A 20,124-nucleotide genomic window follows, 5' to 3' on the forward strand; every position below is an offset into this window, starting at 1 on the left:
CCATGCACCGCGCCTGTCTGCTCGACACCTCCGTTCTGCTCCACGACCCGGCCGCGCTGTTCCGGTTTCAGGCGCAGGACATCTACCTCCCGCTGGCGGTGTTGCACGGCCTCGATGCCGCGCGCCATGGCAACAGCGAGGAGGCACGCAACGCCCTGCAGGCGTCGCGGTTTCTCGACCAGCAACTGGCCGGCATCGCCCCCGAGGCACTCGCCGACGGCCTGCCGCTGGGCGAGGGACTGGGGCGGCTGTATTTCCTCACCGACACCGAGGCGGGTCACCCGTCGCCGGTGCTCGCCGCCGCCCGTACACTCGCGCAGACCCACCCCGACATGCGACTCACCGTGGTGGCGCGGGACATCAACCTGCGCATCCAGGCGAGCGTACTCGGGCTCGAGGCGAGCGATCACGAGAGCGAGGCGCGGCTCGACGACCCCGACCTGCTGCCCGACGGCATGCACACGCTGACCGCCGATGCCGACCCCGCCAGCGCCGCGCCGACGACGGCCACCGCCAACGAATTCCTCGTCCGCGGCGGCCAGTCCTGGCGACTGCAACCGACTGATGACGCAAAACTGCGGCCCGCACCGGTCGCCGACTACGGCCCCTCGGGCGAGTCGGTCTGGGGCATCCACGCGCGCAATCAGCAGCAGGCCCTCGCCCTCGATCTGCTCCTCGACCCGGACGTCGACCTCGTCACCCTGCTGGGTCCGGCGGGGACCGGCAAGACACTGCTGACCCTCGCCGCCGGGCTGGCGCAGACACTGGAGGCGTCGCGCTACGACGAGATCCTCATGACCCGCGCGACCGTCGCCATTGGCGAGGACATCGGCTATCTCCCTGGCACCGAGGAAGAGAAAATGTCGCCCTGGATGGGCGCGCTGATGGACAACCTGGAGGTATTGAGCGCGCCGGCGAAGGGTGCCGGCGGCGGCAATCGCTGGGGACAGGCGGCCACGCAGGATTACCTGCAGAGCCGCATCCGCATCCGATCGCTCAATTTCATGCGCGGCCGGACGCTGCTCAACCGCTTCATGGTGCTCGACGAGGCGCAGAACCTGACGCCGCAGCAGATGCGCACCCTGATCACCCGGGCGGGCCCCGGCACCAAGATCGTCTGCCTGGGTAACATCGCCCAGATCGACACGCCCTGGCTCACGCCCACCACCTCCGGGCTGACCTACCTCGTACGACGCTTCCGCGACTGGCCACACAGCGGCCACCTGACCCTGACACGGGGCGAGCGCTCGCGGCTCGCCGCCTACGCGAGCGACGTCCTCTAGCCGGGGCGGTCACGCGGGGCGGACGTCGTCCTCGGCGGCATCCTCCGCCGCCTCTTCATCCATATCCGGCCGGGGCCAGGCATTGATGACCGCCTGGATCAGGTTGGCGAGCGGTATCGCGAAGAACACGCCCCAGAACCCCCAGATGCCACCAAAGATCAGGATGGCGATAATGATCGCCACCGGGTGGAGGTTGACCGCCTCCGAGAACAGCAGTGGCACCAGCACGTTGGCATCGATTGCCTGGATGATGGCGTAGGCGATCAGCACCCACATGAACTCGTTCGTGGCGCCGAACTGGAAGTAGGCCACGATGGCGATGGGCAGCGTGACCACGATCGCCCCCACATAGGGGATGATGACCGACAGGCCCACCATCAGCGCGAGCAGCATCGCGAAATCGAGCCCCAGAAACGCGAAGGTGAGGAAACTCCCGATCCAGACGATGGCCACCTCGACGAACTTGCCACGCACGTAATTGCCGATCTGCAGGTCCACCTCGCGCCACACCGAGTCCACCAGCCCGTAGTGCCGGGGCAGGAAGCGCACGGCCCAGCCCAGGATCCGCGCCTTGTCCCAGAGGAAAAAGAAGATCAATACCGGCAGCAGCACCGCGTAGACCATTACCGTCACCGCCATGACCACCGAGGCGAGGGAGAACGACGACGCCAGCGAGCGCGCGTAGACGATCGCCTCGCGCCGGATGGCATCGAGCAGCGCGGCGACCTGCTCGGTCGAGAAATAGGCCGGGTAGCGTTCCGGCAGCTGCAACAGCGCCTGCTGACCCCGCTCGAGCATGGCGGGCAGGTTCTCCACCAGCTGGATAACCTGGTTGAGGATAGTGGGCAGCAGGGCGGTCAGGGTCGCCACCAGGCACAGAATGAACAGCAGATAGACGATCAGCACGGCAATACCGCGCCGAACGCCATACCGGGTCATCGCCCGCACGATGCCCTCGAGGAGGTACGCCAGCACGATAGAGGCAAACACCGGCACCAGCATGCCGCCGAGGAAGGTCACCACCGCTGCGCCCACGAGCAGCATGACCGTGAGCCCCACCACCTGCGGGTTACTGAGGTGGCGGTTGATCCAGTTGCGGATGGGGTACATGGGCGTCGACAAGGCAACCTCCTGCAGTCGGGTTATACTGTCCCATAAACGAAGGCCCGGTGGAACGCGATGGCGGCACCGTCAGTCTCTGGAGGCATGATGCGGCGGAAGAAAACCAATCGGCTCCGGGCAGCCCTCGGGACGGCCGTGCTGGCCGGTATGATGATGTTCGCCGTCCCCTCGGCATCCGGCCAGGGCGTGGAGCTTGATCTGTCGCTGCCCGATATGGGTAATCCGTCGAGCCAGGCGCTGCCGGCCGGCGAGGCGGCACGCATCGGCCTGGAAATGATGCGCGAGATCCGCCAGGAGGTCGACCTGGTCGACGATCCCGCGGTCAATGCCTACATCCGCGACCTCGGCGCCCGGATCGCCGCGGCCACCGATACCCCCGCCGCGGCCTACCGTTTTTTCGTGGTGGATGATCCGCGCATCAACGCCTTCGCGATGCCCGGCGGCTATATCGGTGTCCACAGCGGGCTGATTACCGCGAGCCGCAACGAGAGCGAACTCGGCTCGGTGATCGCCCACGAGCTCTCGCACGTCACCCAGCGGCATATCGCCCGCCGTATCGCCGCCGCCGAGCAGACCGGACTGCGCACTGCGGCCATGGTCCTCGCCGGACTCGTGATCGGCTCGCAACACCCACAGGCCGGCGCGGCCGCCGTCACCACCGGCATGGCCTCGGGGGTCGACAGCCAGCTCGCCTACTCCCGCGATCACGAGCGCGAGGCGGACCGGACCGGCATTCGCATCCTCGCCCGCGCCAACCTCGATCCCACCGGTATGGCGGATTTCTTCGAGGTCCTGCAGGCCGATAACCGCTACCGCAGCCGCGCCCCGGCCTTTCTCAGCACCCATCCGCTGACGCGCGCCCGCATCGCCGACACGCGATCGATGGCCCGGGAGCTGAAGCCCGAATCGGTGTTCGAGAGCCCCGACTACGGCTACGCCCGCGCTCGCCTCCAGGTCGCTGCCGCCAGTCACCCGGAAGACGCGGTCGATGACTTTCGCGCACGTATCGAGGCGGACGACGCGCCGGCGCGACGTTACGGGCTCGCGATCGCCCTGATTGCGGACGATGCGCCGGAGCAGGCCGCCGACCTGCTCGAGTCACTCCTCGACGACGCGGGGGCGCATGACCTGATCTACGTCGGCCTTGCCGAGGCGGCGCTGGCTGAGGACCGGATCGACCGGGCCCTGGCGCGGATCGATGATGGCCTGAGCCTGTTCCCCGACAGCACCGGTCTGCAGGTGGGCCGCGTCGAGGCCCTGCTACAGGCGGACCGGGCCCGGGACGCCCTCGCCTCGACCCGCGACCTGACCCATCAGCAGCCCGATGCACCGGGGATCTGGCAGCTGCACGCGCGCGCGGCCAGTGCCGCCAACGACCCCGACGAGTCGGCGCTGGCAATGGCCCGGTATTACGCGGCGCAGGGCGATCTGCAGGCCGGCCTCTCGCAGCTGCGACGCATCAGCGAGATCAGCGCCACCCCGCGGCAACGGGCCCGGGCCGAGGCACTACGCAGCCGCTGGGAGGCCAGCCTGACGCGAACCGGCTGAGCGACCCGCCGAGCGGAGTGTTAGCATGATCCGCATTCCAACGGAGGGGTCATGGTCAGCGACGAGTCGGGCGAACAGGGCGGCAGCGATCGCGATGTCTGGGCGGCATGGCTGGGTGGATTCGCCTCGCCTGTCGATCCGCTCGGTGTTCGCGGGCTGTTGATCCGCAGCGCAGAGGCGCTCGAGGACGCCCGCACGCCGGCCGAGGCCATCCAGGCCCTCAGTGATGCCATCGAGGGGGAACGCGCCCGGCGCGAGGCCCACGGCGAGCAACTGGAGACGCTGCTCGAGCAATGGTCGAAAACACTGCAGATCATTGCCCCCGCTTTCCCCGATACCCGCACCACCGACTTCCCCAGCCTCGGCCCCTACCCCCGCCACCAGACCCGGCTGCGCGAGCTTGCCGAGCAGGTAGACGGCTACCAGGCGGCCCTTGCCCGACATCTCGAGGCGATAACGGATCTCGGCGAGCGGTGCATCGCCGATCTGCAGGCCGAGCTTGGCGATCAACCACCGACACGAGTCGATCCGGCGTGGCTGGCCGAGCGCTGGTCCGCCATCGCCGAACCCCGCTACGAGACCTGGCTGGCGCAGCCCGAGACGCAGGATCGCATCGCCGATCTCGTCAATGCCTGGAGCGCGGTGGCCCAGACTCTGCGCGGGTTCGCGGACGACTGTCTCGAGGGGCTGGGGCTGCCCTCCGGTCGGGGGATGGACGACATCGCCGCGGAGCTGCAGCGCCAGCGCCGCCGCCAGCGCCGCGAGACCGCCGCCCTGCGCGCGGAGATCGCCACGCTGCGACGCGAGCTCCACGGCAGCGGTGAATCGGCGATCTAGCGCCCGTGGCTCCTCCATCGACGTCGTCCCCGGATGATCTCCAGCGTGTCCTGGCACGCGCCGCCCGGATCAGTCGACGCAGCGAGGACATCACCCCGAGCGAGCCGGTCACCGAGACCGACAATGCGACGCTCCATCGCTACGGCGATCCCGGCGATCCGCCGCTACTCATTATCTACTCGCTGGTTAACCGGCCGGCCATCCTTGATCTCAGCCCCGACCGCTCGGTGGTGGCACGACTGATCGAGGGCGGTTTCTGCGTCTACCTGCTGGCCTGGCATCCACCGGGCGCCGCCCGGCGTTATCTCGGGCTGGCGGATTACATCCTCGGTGACATCGCGGACGCCGTGGACTGGCTCGCCGACCGGCACGCGGCCTTGCCGCACCTGCTCGGCGTCTGCCAGGGCGGTGTCCTCGCCCTCTGCCATGCCGCACTGGCCCCGGAGCGGATTCGCAGCCTGACCACGCTTGCCGCCCCCATCGACACCGGCAGCACCGACGATCGCCTCGCGCAGCTGGCGCGGGGCGTTGATTTCGACGCGCTCGTGGCATCCACCGGCAATATCACCGGCCAGGGGCTGGCGACGGTGTTCGCGAGCCTCAAGCCGTTCGCCCTCGGCCCGCAACGCTATGGCGGCCTGGCGGCACTGGCCGACGCCGACGATGCGGCGCTGGAGGCGTTCATGCGCATGGAGCGCTGGATGTACGACGGCCCCGATCTTGCCGGGCGCGCATTTGCGGAGTTCGCGCGCGAGATCTATCAACACAATGCCCTTATGCACGACACACTGGCGCTGGACGGCCTCCCGGTGCGCCTCGCGGCGATCGAGACACCGGTGTTCAATGCCTGGGCGGAGCATGATCACCTGGTTCCACCGGCGGCGGCACAGGCGCTGACCCGGCGCACGGGCGGCGCCTGCAGGGATTACGGCCTGCCCGGTGGGCACCTGGGGCTTTTCATCGGCGGGCGCGCCCACAAACAGCTCTACCCCGCCCTCATCGACTGGCTGAGGAGCCACTGATCATGTCCAACGTCACGGTACTCGGCCTCTTCTGCGCCGATCTGATTACCCGCACCGTCCGCATGCCCGCCTGGGGAGAGACGCTCCACGGCCGGGGCTTCAGCCTGATGGCCGGTGGCAAGGGCTCCAACCAGGCCGTGGCCGCCGCCTGCCAGGGCGCATCGGTCACCTTCATCTCGCGCCTCGGCGACGATGCCTTCGCACCGCTGGCGCGGGATCTCTATACACGCGTCGGTATCGATACCACCCATATCGGTATCGAACCCGGGGTCAGCACGGGGACCGCCACGATCCTGGTCGACGACGCCCGGGGCGATAACGCCATCGTCATCGATCCCGGCGCATGCGCCCGCATGACCGGGGATCACGTCAACGCCGCGGCTTCTCGCATTGCCGCCGCCGACATCTTCGTCTGCCAGCTCGAGCTCCCCCTTGCACTCTGCGAACACGGCATCGCGCTGGCGCGTCGCAATGGCGTGCCCGTCGTCCTCAACCCCGCCCCGGCGTGTCCGTTACCCGCGACGTTTTTCGAGGCGATCGATTACCTGACCCCCAATGAATCCGAGGCCGCGGAACTGGTGGGCCATGCCGTGGAGACCGATGAGCAGGTGACACGGGCCGCCGAAACCCTGCGCCAGTGGGGCGTTGGCAACGTGCTGATCACGCTCGGTGAGCGTGGCGTCTATATCGACAGCGACGGGTTCAGGGGGATGGTTCCGGCCATCAGCGCCGGGCCGGTGGTGGACACGATCGGCGCCGGTGACGCATTCAACGGCGCACTGGCGGCGGCCCTTGCCGACGGCGAGGATCTACCGGCCGCCGCGCGACGCGCCTGTATCGCCGCCGGGATCTCGGTCACCCGGGCCGGGGCGGCGCCGGCCCTGGCAACCCGTGACGAGGTGGACCGCTGGCTCGCCGATCCGGGCTGAATGGCCGTGAGTGCGTCGTGCGGCGCAACAACGAAAGTCCTTGCGTCCGGTGGGAGAGGTCATTACCGTCAAAACGGTAGAGAGATAAAGCGCCAAGAGGAGGAGGCGGCGCAGTCCACCGATGATCAATCATCACAAAGCATGGACCGCCCACGAATAAAGCACCCCGTGACGAGGGTGCGATTGCATCGGGAGACTGCGTCTCCCCTTTTTTTGGCGCAACGTGCTGCAGCGCAGCACGTGCATCAGATCAGAAGCTGCAGAACAGCGCGCCGTTAACCGGCAGGTTGGCACCGTTGATGTAGCCCGCCTCGTCCGCGGTCAAAAAGGCAACGGCCCGGGCGATATCCTCGGGCTGACCCATGTCGCCGGCCGGGATCTGCGAGACGATCCCCTCACGCACCTTATCGGGCATGGCATCGGTCATGCTGGTCTTGACGTAGCCGGGCGACACCGTATTCGCCGTGACACCCTTGGGCGCGCCCTCTTTCGCCAGCGCCATGGTAAAGCCATGCATGCCGGCCTTGGCGGCCGAATAGTTGGTCTGGCCAAACTGACCCGTCTGACCATTCACCGAGGAGATGTTCACGACACGGCCAAAGCCCTGCTGACGCATGGCGCCAACGAACTGGTGGGTGACGTTGAAGACGCCGCTGAGGTTGATGTCGATAACCTTCTGCCAGCTGTCCGCCGGCATCTTGTGAAGGAAGCCATCGCTGGTGATACCCGCCACGTTGACGAGGATATCCACCGTCCCGAAGCGCTCCTGCACCGTCTCGGCCATTTTGACGCAGGCATCGTTGTCGCTCACATCGCACTGGACCCAGTCGACCTCGATGCCCTCGCCACGCATCATTTCCACCCAGGTCTCGATGTTCTCGGCCTCGGGGTCCACACAGGTGGTGACGATACGGCGGCCATCCGCGGCCAGTTGCCGGCAGATGGCCGTCCCGATACCGCCAGCTCCACCCGTTACCAGTGCCAGTCGCTGCGTCATGCTGAATCTCCTTATGATTTGTGCGTTGCACAACAAATTGTGCTGCGGATCATAGAGAGGGTTCAGCGACGCTGTCAATGCCGGCTAGCGCTTGCCACTCCCCTGCTTGCCATCCCCGGGCTTGTCATCGCCCTTCGACGATGACTCGCTGCCCGTCTCGCCATCGGCCGATCCCTTGCCGCTCGAGGAATCGTTCTGGTCATAGCGGAACCTGTCCATGGCCTGCCGCCACATCGACAGATTCTGGTCGGTGATCTGCGAGAGCACCTGCACCGGGTTGCTGGCATCCATAAACGTCCGGGCCCGCTCGCGGAGCGCCTGTTGCTGGTCGGCCCACAGATCCATGCTCTTTTCCAGGTAGCTGGTGAGCAGGCTCTGCATGTTGCCGCCATAGGCACGGATGATCTGTGCGAGCAGATCGCTGGAGAAGATCGGCTCGCCGCCCTCCTCCTGATCGCTGATGATCTGGAGCAGGATCGTACGGGTCAGATCGGTGCCGGTCTTGGCATCGGTTACCTCGAAATCGACGCCGTCGAGCACGAGGGCCTTCACATCCTCCAGCGTGACGTAGCTACTAATGGCCGTGTCGTACAGCCGGCGGTTCGGATACTTCTTGATCAGGCGCTTGTCAGCCATGGCTGATTACCCTCCCTGGGTTAGCGTTCCACGGCCAGTGCCACGCCTTGACCGCCACCGATGCAGAGCGTTGCGAGACCGCGATTGACATCCCGACGCCGCATCTCGTGGAGGAGCGTGACGAGGATTCGTGCGCCGGAGGCGCCGATCGGATGACCGATAGCGATTGCGCCGCCATTGACATTGATTTTCTCCGGATCCCAGCCGAGCGCCTTGTTCACCGCCAGCGCCTGCGCCGCAAAGGCCTCGTTGGACTCGATCAGCTCGAGATCGTCGATCGACCAGCCGGCCCGCTCGAGGCAACGCTGCGTGGCCGGAATGGGTCCACTGCCCATGAGGCTCGGCGCCACCCCGGCGTTGGCATAGGCCTTGATCCGAGCGATGGGCTCGAGACCCAGCGCCTTCGCCCGGCTCTCGGACATCATCAGCACCACCGCGGCGCCGTCATTGATCCCCGACGAGTTGGCGGCAGTGACCGTGCCTTCCTTGTCGAAGGCCGGACGCATCATCGCGAGCCCCTCGGCCGTCGTGCCATGGCGCGGGAATTCGTCGGTGTCGAACACCACCGGATCGCCCTTGCGCTGGGGGATCTCCACCGGAATGATCTCGTCGTCGAACCGGCCGGCCTTCTGCGCCGCCTCGGCGCGCTGCTGCGACCGGGCCGCGAAGGCATCCTGCTCCTCGCGGGTAATGCCGTATTCCTTCGCCAGATTCTCGGCGGTCACGCCCATGTGATAGTTGTTGAAGACGTCGGTCAGGCCATCCTTGAGCATCGTATCCTCGAGCTTCCAGGGCCCCATCCGCTGCCCGCTGCGGGAATTGGGCAGGGCATGCGGCGCCTGGCTCATCGACTCCTGCCCGCCGGCCAGCACGACGCCCGCGTCTTCCATGGCGATGGACTGCGTGGCCATGTGGGTCGCCTTCAGGCCACTGCCGCAGACCTTGTTGATGGTCATCGCCGGCGTCGTCTCGGGCAGCCCCGCGTTGAGCGACGACTGCCGCGCCGGATTCATGCCGCAGGCGGCGGTGAGCACCTGGCCGAGGATCACCTCATCCACGGCCGATGGATCGACATTCGCGCGGGACAGCACGCCCCGTATGACCTGCGTACCGATCTCGGCCGCCGACAGAGGCGCCAGCGTCCCGCTGAATGATCCCACCGCGCTGCGCCCGGCCGCCACGATAACCACGTCTTCCATTGATCTACCCTCCTGTCCGACCGAAGTCGCTGTTTGACTGTTATTTCACTCTATCACTGACACTTCGCCGGTGCCTCGCCGCCGCACGATCACGGCCGATATCAACCAGGTGGCGAAAGGCCGCGGCCTTGGACTCGGTCTCGTCATACTCCGACCCGCAGTCCGAATCGTGCACCAGCCCACCGCCGGCCCGGTAGTCCAGGTTGCCGTCGCGGGCGGTCATGGTGCGAATAGCGATACTGGTATCCATGGCGCCGTCGTCGCCGATATAGCCAATGGACCCGCAGTAGATCCCCCGCGGCTCGCCCTCGAGCTCGTCGATAATCTCCATGGCGCGGTATTTCGGCGCGCCGGTAATCGACCCGCCCGGCAGGCAGTCACGCAGCAGATCGGTCGCGGCCCGGTCGGACCTGAGCCGGCCGGTGATCGTACTCACCATGTGATGCACCGTGACAAACGATTCCAGCGCGAACAAGCGCGGCACCTGCACCGAGCCGATCTCGCAGGCCCGCCCCAGGTCATTGCGCAGCAGATCGACGATCATCAGGTTCTCGGCGCGGTCCTTGGGATGGGTCAGCAGATCATCACGCAGGGCGGCGTCCTCGACCGGGTCCGCCCCCCGGCGGCGCGTGCCCTTGATCGGCGCCGTCTCCACCCGATTGCCGCGCAGACTGAGGAAGCGCTCCGGCGAGCCACTCAGGATCGGCCCGCCCGGCAGGTCGAGATAGGCCGCGAACGGCCCCCCGGCGGCGTCCCGAAAGTCGGCATAGACGCCGAGGGGGTCACCCGCAAACGGCGCCTGGAGCCGACGGGCCAGGTTGACCTGGTAGCAGTCGCCGGCCTGCAGGTAATCGCGGACCCGCCGAAAGGCGCGGCCATAGCCCTCGCGATCCGGCGTGGCGCGGACGTCGCCCACCGACCACCAGTCACCCACCGATGCGTCCGCGCCGCTATCCAGCGTATCGACCATTCCCGCGGGCGGGTCGCCGGCCAGCCAGGCGCGTTGCCGGTCGTGGTCGAGCACCAGCGCCCAGTCATAGAGCCCCACCGCCATGTCGGGCAGGCCCGCATCGGCCGTTTCCTGATGCTCGAGCCGGCGCCCCAGTTCGTAGCCGAAATAGCCGATGGCGCCGCCGCGGAACGGCATGGCGCCGGGCGCCGAGTCGCCCAGGCAGGTCTGGAGGATCGCCAACGGGTCGCCGTCACCCAGGTCCTGCCCGGTCGCGGGGTCATCGGCCGCCGTGCGCTCGGCATTGCCCGGGAGCCAGCGCGTGCGCCCGAAGCGAGTGACCAGCTGTCCGCGCGGCGCCGCGCTCATGATGCTGTACCGGCCGCCGGCGGCGCCGTCCAGCCATACCGCCGCCGGCCACCGCGCACGCAGGGCCGCAAAGGTCGTCAACGGCGAGGCCGGGAAGGGGATCGGGATGTCGGTCATGGGCCGTGAGCCACCCATCAGTGCGGAACAGGCCAACATGGTAATCTCTACGACGAATAAAGACGATCAGTCGGCCGACACGAGGGGGACCATGGCAGGGCATAGCAAGTGGGCCAACATCCAGCACCGCAAGAAGGCCCAGGACGCAAAACGCGGCAAGATCTTCACCAAGATGATCCGCGAGATCACGGTGGCGGCGCGTCAGGGCGGGGACGACCCGGCCGACAATCCGCGTCTGCGCCTCGCCGTCGACCGCGCGCTCTCGGTGAACATGCCGAAAGACAAGATCGACAAGGCCGCCGCCCGCGGGGCCGGCAACGATGAGGGCACCGCCTACGAAGAGGCCCGGTTCGAAGGCTACGGCCCCGGCGGCGTGGCGATCATGGCCGACTGCATGACCGACAACCGCAACCGGACCGTGGGCGAGATCCGCCACGCCTTCAACAAGCACAACGGCAACATGGGCACCGACGGCTGCGTCGCGTTCATGTTCCAGCAGCGCGGCGTCATGATCTTCCCGCCCGAGACCGACGAGGACGACCTGATGGAGGCGGCGCTGGAGGCCGGTGCCGATGACGTCATCAGCAACGAGGACGGGTCGTTCGAGGTACTCACCGCGCCGGGGGACTTCACGGCGGTCCGCGATGCGCTCGTCGCGGCTGGCTTCGAGCCCGCCGATGCCGAGGTGACCATGCGGCCCGAGAACACCACCGAGCTCAGCGATGACGACGCCCGCAAGGCGGTCAAGCTGATCGACCGGCTCGAGGACCTGGACGACGTCCAGTACGTCTATACCAACGCCGAGCTGCAGGCCGCCGCCTACGAGGATGCCTAGGCCGACATGGCGGCAGGCGCGGGGGAACGGCGGGTGCTCGGGATCGACCCCGGGTCGGTACGCACCGGGTTCGGCATCGTCGCGGTGGACGGCGCCCGCAGCCGCTATGTCGCGAGCGGCGTCATCCAGGCCGGCCGCGGCGCCTTCGCCGAACGGCTACACTCCATTTTCACCGGTCTTGCCACGGTCATCGCCGAACACGCCCCCACCGAAAGCGCCATCGAGGAGGTGTTCGTCAACCGTAATGTGCAGTCCGCCCTCAAACTCGGGCAGGCCCGCGGTGCCGCCATCTGCGCCTGTGCGAGCGCCGGCCTGGCGGTGGACGAATACAGCGCCCGTGCCATCAAGCAGGCCCTGGTCGGGCGCGGTGGGGCCGACAAGGAGCAGGTGGGCTACATGGTGCGCACCGTTCTCGCGCTCCGCGGCGATCTGCGCGAGGACGCCGCCGACGCCCTCGCCGTGGCCCTGACCCATACGCAGCATGCCCGGTTCGCGACGCAGCTCGCCGGCCAGCACCCGCGGGGGACGACATGATCGGCCGCATCACCGGGACACTGCTCGAGAAACAGCCGCCGTTGATCGTGGTTGATGTGGGCGGTGTCGGCTACGAGATCGAGGTACCGATGTCGACCCTCTACGCCCTGCCGACGCCCGGCGAGACCGTTGCCCTGCGTATCCACCAGGGGATTCGCGATGAGGTGGCGGTGCTCTACGGGTTTTTCACCGAGGGCGAGCGCGAGCTCTTCCGGGCCCTGATCCGGGTCAACGGCGTCGGCCCGAAAATGGCCCTCGCCATCCTCTCGGGCATCAGCGCCGAGGAGTTCCGGCGCTCCGTGGAGCAGCGCGACACGGCCACCCTCACCCGCCTGCCGGGGATCGGCAAGAAGATCGCCGAGCGCCTGACCCTGGAGATGCAGGATCGCCTCGACGGCCTCGCAAGCACGCCGGGGGCGCTGCCCGGCGCCGCCGCCGGATCCGTCGGTGGCGCCGTCCCCGATGATCCCATGGCCGAGGCCAGCGCCGCGCTGATCGCGCTCGGCTATAAACCCGCCGAGGCACAGCGGCTGTTGCAGGGACTCGAGGGCGAGGACAGCGAACAACTGATCCGTGCCGCCCTGAAAAAGGCGGTACGCTAACCCATGCAGCGACGCGGGACCCCATGATCGACAACGACCGCATCACCACCAGTAACGCCGCCCCCGATGACGAGGCGGTGGACCGCGCCATCCGGCCGCGGCGGCTGAACGACTACATCGGCCAGCAGGGCGTCCGCGAGCAGCTGGAGATCTTCATCGGCGCCGCCCGGCAACGCGCCGAGGCACTCGATCATGTCCTCGTGTTCGGCCCGCCGGGGCTTGGCAAGACCACGCTCGCACACATCATCGCCCAGGAGCTGGGCGTCAACCTGCGCCAGACTTCCGGCCCCGTGATCGACCGTCCCGGCGACCTCGCGGCGCTGCTCACCAACCTTGAACCCGGTGATGTTCTGTTCGTCGACGAGATCCATCGCCTCTCCGCCGTGGTCGAGGAGGTCCTCTACCCGGCGATGGAGGACCAGCAGATCGACATCATGGTCGGCGAGGGACCGGCCGCCCGATCCATCAAGCTTGATCTGCCGGCGTTCACCCTGGTGGGCGCCACCACCCGCGCGGGGCTATTGACCTCGCCACTGCGCGATCGCTTCGGGATCGTCCAGCGACTCGAGTACTACTCGGTGGACGAGCTCGTCACCATCGTCGATCGCTCCGCCGGCCTGCTCAACCTCACCATGGAGGCGGACGGCGCCACCGAGATCGCGCGCCGGTCGCGGGGCACGCCGCGCATCGCCAACCGCCTGCTACGCCGCGTCCGCGACTATGCCGAGGTCCGCGCCGATGGCCGCATCAGCCAGGCGGTGGCGGCGGCGGCGATGGACATGCTCAAGGTCGATGATAGCGGCTTCGACATCCAGGACCGGCGCCTGCTCTCCGCGGTCATCGAGAAGTTCGACGGCGGCCCGGTCGGTGTCGAGAGCCTGGCCGCGGCGATCGGCGAGGAGCGCGGCACCATCGAGGATGTCATCGAGCCCTACCTGATCCAGCGGGGCTTTCTGCACCGAACGCCCCGCGGGCGCATGGCCACCCGCCATGCCTATGCCCACCTCGACATTCCGGCGCCGCCGCGCATCGAGGATCCCAACGGCGAGCTGTTCCGCGGCGCCTGATGGCGCCGGTTGCACGGCCACGGACCGATCGTTAGTGTTTCGAGGCAATAAAACCGGGGAGCCCCATGTCCGTTGACCTGTCCATTACCCAGCTGATCATCGAGGCGAGCCTGGTCGTCCAGGCGGTCATGCTCGTCCTGCTGCTGGCCTCGATCAGCTCCTGGGCGATCATCTTTCGCAAGAATCGGGAATTCCGGCAGGCCCAGCGCGGCGCGGAGCGATTCGAGGACATGTTCTGGTCCGGCGGCAACCTCAACGACATCTACGCGCAGAGCGAACAACCGGATATTGCCACCGGCGGCATGGACCGCATCTTCCGCGCCGGGCTGCGCGAGTTCCGGCTCATGCGCCGCCAGAGCGCCCCGGCCGAACCCACTATCGAGGCCGCGCAGCGCGCCATGCGGGTCGCCCTCAGCCGCGAGATGGACCAGATCGAGCAGTCCGTCCCGTTCCTCGCCACCATCGGCTCCACCAGTCCCTATATCGGTCTTTTCGGGACGGTCTGGGGCATCATGAACGCGTTCCTCGCGCTCGGCGCCATGCAGCAGGCGACCCTATCCACCGTCGCCCCCGGCATCGCCGAGGCGCTCATCGCCACCGCGCTCGGCCTGTTCGCGGCCATTCCCGCGGTGATCGCCTACAACCGCTTCGCCAACCGCTCCGAGCAGATGACCAGTCGCTACGAGATCTTCATCGAGGAGTTCACCGGCATCCTCCAGCGCAATCTCCAGGGGGGGCCGGACAACGCCCGCGGACGGCTGGACCGTGAGTCGTAGCGCCCCGCTGCGCCGTCGCAGTCGCCGCCGGCCCATGGCGGAGATCAACGTCGTCCCCTATATCGACGTCATGCTGGTGCTGCTGGTGATCTTCATGGTGACCGCGCCCCTGCTCTACCAGGGCGTCGAAATCGACCTGCCGCAGTCCAGTGCCGAGCCGCTGCCCCCCCAGGACCAGGAGGCGGTGATCGTTGAGGTGGACGATCAGGGCCGCTATTACCTGAGCATTGGCGAGCAGGCGGATGACGAGCCGGTCAGCGCCCGCGAGGTGGTCGTCAATATCACCGCCGTCATGCGCGCCAACCCCGACACCCCGGTCTATGTCCGCGGCGATGGCAACGTGGCCTACGCCCGGGTGATCAATGTGATGACGGCGCTGCAGGAGGCCGGCGTGCCGCAGGTCGGTCTGATGACCCAGCCGTCGGGCGATGGCTCGACGAATAACGGGTAGGTGGCGGCGCCGATGCAGGGGTTCAGGGAAATCGGTCTGTCGGTGCTGGCCCATGCCGTTCTGCTCGGGGCCTTCGCCGTCAGCTTCCGGATGACCGGGATGTCCGATCAGGCCAGCCCCGGCACCGAACAGGCCGTGCAGGCGGTGGCCGTCAGCGAGGCCGAGGTCGAGGAGACCATCGAGGCGCTCGAGGCGCAGGAAGCGGAAGAACGGCGTCAGGAGGAAGAGGCCCTCGAAGCACTCGAGGCCGAGCGCCAGCGTGAGGCCGAACGACTGGCGGCGGAACGCGAGGCGATCGAGGCCGCCAAGGAAGAACGGCGCCAGGCGGAGGCCGAAGCCGAGCGCCAGCGCGAAGCGGCCGAGAGGGCGCGCCGCGAAGCGGAGGCCGAAGCTGAGGCCGAGGCGGAAGCGCAGCAGAAACGGGAGGCTGAAGAGCAGGCACGCCGGGAGGCTGAGGCTGAGCGCCAACGGCAGGCCGAGGAGCAGGCCCAGCGTGAAGCCGAGGCTGAGCGCCAACGGCAGGCCGAGGAACAGGCACAGCGCGAGGCAGAGGCTGAGGCACAGGCCCGGCGGGAGGCCGAGGAACAGGCCCGCCGCGAGGCGGAGGCCGAGCGCCAGCGGCAGGCCGAGGAACAGGCTCAGCGCGAGGCCGAAGCGGAGGCACAGGCCCGCCGCGAGGCGGAGGAACGGCGACAGGCGGAGGCCCAGCGCCAGGCGCGCGGGACCTTTGATGCCGCCATTCGCCAGAAAGTCGAAGGGGTCTGGCGGCGCCCCGCCGGCATCCCCGATGGCCTGAGCGCACTGGTCGCCGTCCGCCTCGGTCCGGGCGGTATTGTCCTGTCCGTCGACGTCGCCCGATCGAGTGGTAACGCCGCCTTCGATCGCTCCGCCGTGACCGCGGTGCGGCGCGCCGATCCACTCCCCATGCCCGACGACCCGGCGCTCGCCCAACCCTATCGCGAGGGCGTGGAAATGGTATTCGCACCGGACGCCTGAAATAATGAAGCCCCTTGCAGAGATGGGATTGTCCCCGATGAAAGCTGTCGTCCTTGCCCTCATCATGTTCATGGCAACCCCCGCCATGGCGCAGGTCCGCATCGAGATCAGCGGTGGCGAGGCCGCCGCACTGCCCATCGCCGTGGTCCCGTTCATGCTTGAAGAAGAAGAAAAAGAAGAGGCGGCGCCCGAACTGGAGATTGACGCCGTCATCCGCGACAACCTCTACCGTAGCGGGCTCTTCGCACCGCTCGATCCGGCCAATCACCTCGGCCAGCCCGCCGCGCTCGAGGACATCCGCTTCCAGAACTGGCGGGCACTGGGCGCCGACACCATCGTTGTGGGCAGCGTGGCCCCGCTCGAGGACGAGCGCTACCGGGTCCGCTATGAGCTGGTGGATGTCTATGCCGGCGAGCGCATCACCGGCCAGCGCTTCCGGGTGACGCCGGACGGGCTTCGCAACCTCGCCCACACCATCAGCGACCAGGTCTTCCAGGCCCTGATCGGTCGCCCCGGCGGCTTTAACACCCGCATCGCCTACGTCGAGGAAACCGGCGACGTCGACGCGCCCTCCTACCGGCTCGCGGTGGCCGAGGCCGACGGCCAGCGGCCACAGACCATCCTGACCTCCAGCGAACCTCTCCTGTCACCCGACTGGTCACCGGATGGCGAGCGCATCGCCTACGTGTCGTTCGAGTCCGGTCGCAGCTCGCAGATCTTCGTACAGGACGTCGCCTCGGGTGATCGCCGGGCCGTGGCCCGCTTCAAGGGCATCAATGGCGCACCCGCCTGGTCCCCGGACGGCGAACGGCTCGCGGTCACCCTGTCCCGCGACGGCAATCCGGACATCTTCCTGATCGATCCCGACGGCGAACGCGAGCCCCAGGCGCTGACGCGGCACTTCGGCATCGATACCGAGCCCGCCTGGTCCGCCGATGGTGATGCCATCTACTTCACCTCCAACCGCGGCGGCAGCCCGCAGATCTACCGCATGCCCGTTGATGGCGGCGACGCCGAGCGCGTCACCTTCGATGGCGGCTACAACGCCAGTCCCACCCTCTCGGACGACGGCCGTTTCCTCGCCTTCGCGCACCAGGGCGATAGAGGCTTCCGGATCGCCATCCAGGATCTGGACAACGATGTGATGCGCGTACTCACTGATGGCCCACTGGACGAGTCTCCCAGCTTTTCGGCGAGCAGCAGCATGATCGCCTATACGCGGGATACCGACGAAGGGACCGAGCTGGCGACGGTGTCGGTCTTCGGCCGCGTGCAGGGCGAACTCACCCGCTTCGAGAACACCGTGCGCGAGCCCGACTGGGGCCCGCTGCCATCCAACACCAACAACTGAATACACCGATTGAATGGAGAACGCCTCATGAAACCGATCCGATACTGGCTGATCCCCGTCGCCCTGACCGCACTGCTGGCGGGCTGCGCCACCACCGACGACGCCATTGACGATGCCGAAATGGCGGAAATCGATCAGGCCGCCGCCGCCGAGGCCCAGACCGGGGACGGCGATGGAAGCGGGGGCGGTGGCGCGGCCGCCAGCGGCGCCACGGGGACAGGTAGCGTGTCCGGCGAGCCACTCGAGGACCCGGACAGCCCGCTATCCGACCGGGTCATTTACTTCGACTACGACAGCTCGACCTTGAGTGAGGACGCCATGGCGCTGATCGAGGCCCACGGCGAATACCTGGCCAATAATGGTGACCGTCGGATGCTCGTGGAGGGCCACACCGACGAGCGCGGCTCCCGCGAGTACAACCTCGCCCTCGGTGAGCGGCGTGCGGAATCGGTAGAGCAGGCCCTGCTGATCAGCGGTGCCGACGACGACCAGGTCGAGACCGTGAGTTACGGCGAGGAGAGCCCGGCGGTCAGTGGCAGTGGTGAATCCGTCTGGTCGGAGAACCGCCGCGCCGCCCTCGTCTACGAGCGCTGATCGATGAAGCGGAGAGCGAGACCCATGCAACTTACCCGAATCAATGCGCTGGGACTGGCCGTCGTCATTGGCGTCGGCTCGGCCCTCGCGGTCAGCCCGCAGACCGGCCTGGCCCAGCCCCTCGAGCGTCGCGTCGACCGCCTCGAAGACCGTATCTCGGGCTCCGCCATGATGCGGATGATGAACCAGAACGAGACACTGCAGCGCGAGATCACCACCCTGCGTGGGGAAATCGAGCGCCTCCAGCGCCAGATCGATGACATCCGCGATCAGCAGCGCGAGCTCTACCTGGATCTGGACGGACGGCTGCAGGCGCTGGAGACCGCCGATAGCGAGGGCGGTGACGAGGAAAGCGACAGCGACGCCGGTGATGGTGCCAGTGGCGGTGACGGCGGCGGTGACGGTGGCGGTGCGGCGTCTGATGCGAAGCCCGCGGCCGATGACGCCCTGCCGGTCGAATCCAGCAACGAATCAGCGAGTGACGACGCCGAAGCGGACTCCACCGCCGCCCGCGAGGCCTACGAATCGGCCTTCAGCGAACTGCAGGCCGGTCGCTATGATGCCGCCGCGGAGGCTTTTCGGCAGTTCCTTAACGATCACCCCGACGCGGAACTCGCCGCCAATGCCCGCTACTGGCTCGGCGAATCGCATTACGTTGTTCGCGACTTTGACGCGGCCATGACGGCTTTCCAGAAGGTGGTCGACAACCACTCGGGTAGTCGCAAGCACCCCGACGCCCTGCTCAAGATCGGCTACGTCCATCTGGAACAGGGTCGGGACGAGCAGGGACGCGAAACCCTGCAACAGGTGGTTGAGGAATTCCCCGACAGCACGGCCGCGCGGCTGGCACAGACCCGGCTCGACGAGGGCTAGCACGGTTTGACGGGTGTTGGCCTGCGCGGTCGCTGTCAGCGAATCATCACCTGATTGAAAAGTTTCTGTCACATCGTTTCTTCAACCTGTGAGTCCGTTATCACATGAGAGGACAACGACATGACGGATACCAGAACGATCGCGTTCGCGGCTTTAACCGGGCTTGCGACGATCGGCATCGCCGGCAACGCCACCGCCCAGACCGACCTCACGGAGGTCTGCCCGAACCCCATGCGGATGGCCGATACCGGCGTTGAGGGCATGAGGCCGCTGGCGCAGGCCTTCGGACCATTCCAGGAAGTTTTCCAGGAGAAAACGGGCCTCGAGCTCGAGCTCTACGGCCTGAACAACCGCACCGCCGCCGGTAACGCGCTCCAGTACGATGAGGTGGAGATGGTGTTTGCCGGACCCGCCGAGCTGCTGCTGATGCGGCGAGAGGTGGAAGACGGCATCGACGTCCTGTTCGGAATCGAGCGGCCGTACTACGGAACGACCTATGTCGTCCGTGACGGGAGCGGTATCGAGACCATGGCCGATCTCGAGGACAAGCATGTCCTGATGAAGGACATCGGCTCCACCAGCGGCCACCTGATCCCCACGAAAATGCTGGCCGATGCCGGCCTCGATCCCGAGCGGGACGTCGATATCACCATGGCGGGTGACGCCTTTATCCAGGCGTTCGCCAATGGCGATGGCGATGCCATGGGCGGCGGTAATGACGACGCCGATGAGCTCGTGGACAACGTCGATCCGAACGGCAACTACCGCGTACTCGCGGAGTCCGGTCCGCTGCCCGGCGACCCGGTGGTTATTCGCAGCGAGATCAGCCAGGACTGCAAGACCGGCCTTCGTAACGCCATGATCGAGAACCGGGATGCGTTCTGGGAGGCGCTTGTCTCCACCGAGCGCAACGAAGAGAAGTTTCTCAATCGTGGCTCCGAGCTCAATTTCGATTTCAAGATCAGTGATTACGATGAAGTGAAGGCGGCCTACGACGCTGCCGGTATCGAGCTCTAGAGGGGCCATCCCGATTGGAG

General features: G+C 67.3%; 21 protein-coding genes. 16 read left to right on the forward strand and 5 right to left on the reverse strand.

Translation table 11 applies throughout. The features are described from left to right. The first annotated feature begins 2 nt into the window (after nt 1–2). Nucleotides 3–1,283, forward strand: coding sequence for a PhoH family protein (locus tag EV698_RS06640; protein WP_130503313.1), 1,281 nt, complete (start codon nt 3–5; stop codon nt 1,281–1,283). A 9-nt stretch (nt 1,284–1,292) separates the two neighbouring features. On the opposite strand, the gene EV698_RS06645 is transcribed toward EV698_RS06640, so the two are convergent. Then, nucleotides 1,293–2,393 carry an AI-2E family transporter gene (locus EV698_RS06645; protein ID WP_130504043.1) on the reverse strand — a complete coding sequence of 367 codons (1,101 nt, stop codon included), beginning with the start codon at nt 2,391–2,393 and terminating at the stop codon, nt 1,293–1,295. A 99-nt stretch (nt 2,394–2,492) separates the two neighbouring features. Between EV698_RS06645 and EV698_RS06650 the strand changes: the two genes are divergently transcribed. The 4 genes from EV698_RS06650 to EV698_RS06665 are packed head-to-tail and all read left to right on the forward strand — an operon-like array spanning nt 2,493 to nt 6,741. After that, nucleotides 2,493–3,953 (forward strand): beta-barrel assembly-enhancing protease, encoded by a 1,461-nt coding sequence (locus EV698_RS06650; RefSeq protein WP_165385738.1) that lies wholly within the window; start codon nt 2,493–2,495, stop codon nt 3,951–3,953. Between the two features lie 51 nt (nt 3,954–4,004). Then, nucleotides 4,005–4,790 carry a poly(R)-hydroxyalkanoic acid synthase subunit PhaE gene (locus tag EV698_RS06655; protein WP_130503315.1) on the forward strand — a complete coding sequence of 262 codons (786 nt, stop codon included), beginning with the start codon at nt 4,005–4,007 and terminating at the stop codon, nt 4,788–4,790. Nucleotides 4,791–4,795: 5 nt separating this feature from the next. Beyond that, entirely contained in the window at nt 4,796–5,812 is a 1,017-nt protein-coding gene (locus EV698_RS06660; RefSeq protein WP_165385739.1) for an alpha/beta fold hydrolase, read from the forward strand. Nucleotides 5,813–5,814: 2 nt separating this feature from the next. Further along, entirely contained in the window at nt 5,815–6,741 is a 927-nt protein-coding gene (locus EV698_RS06665) for a ribokinase (RefSeq protein ID WP_207220507.1), read from the forward strand. 250 nt (nt 6,742–6,991) lie between these two features. Here EV698_RS06665 and phbB read toward each other — a convergent pair whose 3' ends face one another. From phbB to pabB, 4 genes are all read right to left on the reverse strand, one after another. Beyond that, nucleotides 6,992–7,738 carry an acetoacetyl-CoA reductase gene (phbB, locus tag EV698_RS06670; RefSeq protein WP_130503318.1) on the reverse strand — a complete coding sequence of 249 codons (747 nt, stop codon included), beginning with the start codon at nt 7,736–7,738 and terminating at the stop codon, nt 6,992–6,994. Between the two features lie 84 nt (nt 7,739–7,822). Then, nucleotides 7,823–8,374 carry a polyhydroxyalkanoate synthesis repressor PhaR gene (gene phaR, locus EV698_RS06675; RefSeq protein ID WP_130503319.1) on the reverse strand — a complete coding sequence of 184 codons (552 nt, stop codon included), beginning with the start codon at nt 8,372–8,374 and terminating at the stop codon, nt 7,823–7,825. A gap of 20 nt (nt 8,375–8,394) precedes the next feature. Next, entirely contained in the window at nt 8,395–9,573 is a 1,179-nt protein-coding gene (locus EV698_RS06680) for an acetyl-CoA C-acetyltransferase (RefSeq protein WP_130503320.1), read from the reverse strand. 40 nt (nt 9,574–9,613) lie between these two features. Next, nucleotides 9,614–11,008: an aminodeoxychorismate synthase component I gene (pabB, locus tag EV698_RS06685; RefSeq protein ID WP_130503321.1), complete on the reverse strand. Its 1,395-nt coding sequence runs from the start codon at nt 11,006–11,008 to the stop codon at nt 9,614–9,616. A gap of 91 nt (nt 11,009–11,099) precedes the next feature. Between pabB and EV698_RS06690 the strand changes: the two genes are divergently transcribed. From EV698_RS06690 to EV698_RS06740, 11 genes are all read left to right on the forward strand, one after another. Further along, the gene (locus tag EV698_RS06690; RefSeq protein ID WP_130503322.1) at nt 11,100–11,843 is read left to right on the forward strand and encodes a YebC/PmpR family DNA-binding transcriptional regulator; all 744 of its coding nucleotides are present in this window, start codon (nt 11,100–11,102) and stop codon (nt 11,841–11,843) included. Nucleotides 11,844–11,849: 6 nt separating this feature from the next. Next, nucleotides 11,850–12,377: a crossover junction endodeoxyribonuclease RuvC gene (gene ruvC / locus EV698_RS06695; RefSeq protein ID WP_130503323.1), complete on the forward strand. Its 528-nt coding sequence runs from the start codon at nt 11,850–11,852 to the stop codon at nt 12,375–12,377. Then, nucleotides 12,374–12,979 (forward strand): Holliday junction branch migration protein RuvA, encoded by a 606-nt coding sequence (gene ruvA / locus EV698_RS06700; protein WP_130503324.1) that lies wholly within the window; start codon nt 12,374–12,376, stop codon nt 12,977–12,979. Before ruvC ends, ruvA begins: the two co-directional genes overlap by 4 nt. Nucleotides 12,980–13,002: 23 nt before the next feature. Further along, entirely contained in the window at nt 13,003–14,046 is a 1,044-nt protein-coding gene (ruvB, locus tag EV698_RS06705; protein WP_130503325.1) for a Holliday junction branch migration DNA helicase RuvB, read from the forward strand. Between the two features lie 65 nt (nt 14,047–14,111). Then, nucleotides 14,112–14,822 (forward strand): protein TolQ, encoded by a 711-nt coding sequence (tolQ, locus tag EV698_RS06710; protein ID WP_130503326.1) that lies wholly within the window; start codon nt 14,112–14,114, stop codon nt 14,820–14,822. A gap of 34 nt (nt 14,823–14,856) precedes the next feature. Then, nucleotides 14,857–15,273 carry a protein TolR gene (gene tolR, locus EV698_RS06715; protein WP_130504044.1) on the forward strand — a complete coding sequence of 139 codons (417 nt, stop codon included), beginning with the start codon at nt 14,857–14,859 and terminating at the stop codon, nt 15,271–15,273. After that, on the forward strand, nt 15,274–16,269 hold the full coding sequence (gene tolA, locus EV698_RS06720) for a cell envelope integrity protein TolA (RefSeq protein WP_130503327.1): 996 nt from the start codon (nt 15,274–15,276) through the stop codon (nt 16,267–16,269). Between the two features lie 37 nt (nt 16,270–16,306). Further along, nucleotides 16,307–17,620: a Tol-Pal system beta propeller repeat protein TolB gene (gene tolB / locus EV698_RS06725; RefSeq protein ID WP_239016224.1), complete on the forward strand. Its 1,314-nt coding sequence runs from the start codon at nt 16,307–16,309 to the stop codon at nt 17,618–17,620. 27 nt (nt 17,621–17,647) lie between these two features. Next, nucleotides 17,648–18,214 (forward strand): peptidoglycan-associated lipoprotein Pal, encoded by a 567-nt coding sequence (gene pal, locus EV698_RS06730; protein WP_130503328.1) that lies wholly within the window; start codon nt 17,648–17,650, stop codon nt 18,212–18,214. A 24-nt stretch (nt 18,215–18,238) separates the two neighbouring features. Further along, the gene (gene ybgF / locus EV698_RS06735; RefSeq protein ID WP_165385740.1) at nt 18,239–19,087 is read left to right on the forward strand and encodes a tol-pal system protein YbgF; all 849 of its coding nucleotides are present in this window, start codon (nt 18,239–18,241) and stop codon (nt 19,085–19,087) included. 120 nt (nt 19,088–19,207) lie between these two features. After that, entirely contained in the window at nt 19,208–20,104 is an 897-nt protein-coding gene (locus EV698_RS06740; protein ID WP_130503330.1) for a PhnD/SsuA/transferrin family substrate-binding protein, read from the forward strand. Nucleotides 20,105–20,124: the final 20 nt, after the last annotated feature.

It is taken from the genome of Spiribacter vilamensis (genome assembly GCF_004217415.1).
Lineage (GTDB): Bacteria > Pseudomonadota > Gammaproteobacteria > Nitrococcales > Nitrococcaceae > Spiribacter > Spiribacter vilamensis.